Source organism: Pseudomonas sp. TJI-51 (genome assembly GCF_000190455.2).
GTDB classification, from domain to species: Bacteria; Pseudomonadota; Gammaproteobacteria; order Pseudomonadales; family Pseudomonadaceae; genus Aquipseudomonas; species Aquipseudomonas juntendi.
Genome location: NZ_AEWE02000093.1, coordinates 1 through 1,412, shown reverse-complemented (window position 1 = coordinate 1,412; position 1,412 = coordinate 1). Strand labels below are relative to the sequence as shown.

Annotated in this window: 1 protein-coding gene and 1 pseudogene; both read right to left on the bottom strand. The window is 56.9% G+C overall.

Features of this window, described 5'->3' with window-relative positions:
* Window positions 1-33: 33 nt before the first annotated feature.
* Window positions 34-1,122, bottom strand: a complete 1,089-nt coding sequence (locus G1E_RS28430) for an IS3 family transposase (protein ID WP_232893162.1) — start codon at window positions 1,120-1,122, stop codon at window positions 34-36.
* Window positions 1,123-1,307: 185 nt separating this feature from the next.
* Window positions 1,308-1,406, bottom strand: a pseudogene (locus G1E_RS29710) (hypothetical protein); the annotation flags it as partial.
* Between the last annotated feature and the right edge of the window lie 6 nt (window positions 1,407-1,412).

Here is a 1,412-nt window from a genome sequence, read left to right as displayed (position 1 = left end):
TGAGGTGCGCCCCATTTGTTGGACAATCTTTGATTAGGCTGCTGCGGCCTGATTCCTGTATGCCACGGGACTCAGGCCGGCCAGCCCCATCTTGATTCGGTCATGGTTGTAGTAATCGATGTATTCATCGATTGCAGCGCTCAGATCCTCGATGCTGGCGAAACGCTGACCATGATACATCTCGGTCTTCAGTGTGCCGAAGAAACTCTCCATTCGCGCATTGTCCAGGCAGTTGCCTTTGCGTGACATGCTCTGCTCCAGTCCCATCTCCTCTAGTCGATTCCGGTAGCGGTAGTACTGATACTGCCAGCCCTGGTCGGAGTGCAGCATAGGCCTGGCCCCTTCCGGTAGCCGTGACAACGCCTGCTCGAGCATCTGACCGACCAATGGATAGTGCGGCGAGGTGTCGATCTGGTGCGCCACGATCTCACCATTGAACAGGTCCAGCACCGGAGAGAGATACAGCTTTTCACCCGCCACCTTGAATTCGGTCACGTCCGTTACCCACCTCCTGTTTGGCTCCTCTGCCGTAAACTTGCGCTCCATCTTGTTGGGAGCGATGCGTCCGGGCTCGCCACGATAGGACTTGTACTTCTTCACGCGCACCGTGCATTTGAGGTCGAGTTCGGCCATCAGTCGCCGCACGACCTTACTGTTAACTGCGTGGCCGACGCTGTGCAATGTCGCTGTCATGCGCCGATAGCCGTAGCGACCTTTATGCCGCTGCTGAATCTCACGGATACGGTCCTTGAGCGCAGCCAGCTTGTCACCGGCGGCCATCAACTTGCGCTGGTAGTAATACGTACTGCGCGCCAGTCCGGCCAGCTTGAGCAGGCCGTCGAGCGGGAAGCGGGTGCGTAGGGCCGAGATGATCAGGACTTTTTCTTCTCGGCCCTCTTCTGTCTCGCCTTCTCCTCGCGCAGTTCTTTTAACTTTTTTAGGTAGGCGATCTCCATCTCGGCGTGACGCAGCTTGGCCAGCAGTTCGGCGTACGAGAGTTCTTCCTCGGACTTGGGCGAGGTGCTGGCGGGTGGGGTGGATGGTTTGATCATGACGTTTCGCGGTCCCTTGTTCCCTGCTATCAGAGCTTTGATACCGCCACTGTAGTACTGCGCTTCCCATATGCCTATCTGGCTGGAATGCGTCAGGTTGAAAACAGCCGCCGTTTCGCGCAACGACAACTTGTCGCGCCATTTTCGCTCAAGCACCGAGAGCTTGAACTCAGGGCTGAAAGTCTGCGCGTGTCTGGACAGGCTGGCCTCGCCATGGATGCGGTAGGCCTGTACCCAGCGGCGCAGTAAGGAGGGATCCATCTGGAACTGTGCGGCTATGAAACGGTAGCCAATGCCACGTTGCAGAAAAGCCTGGATGGCGGAAAGCTTGAACTGTCTGGTGTACTTGCTCATATGAAA

Bases quoted from the DNA above. Each gene is read 5' to 3' on its own strand.
- G1E_RS28430 (WP_232893162.1), bottom strand. From the start codon at position 1,122: ATGGGAAGCGCAGTACTACAGTGGCGGTATCAAAGCTCTGATAGCAGG.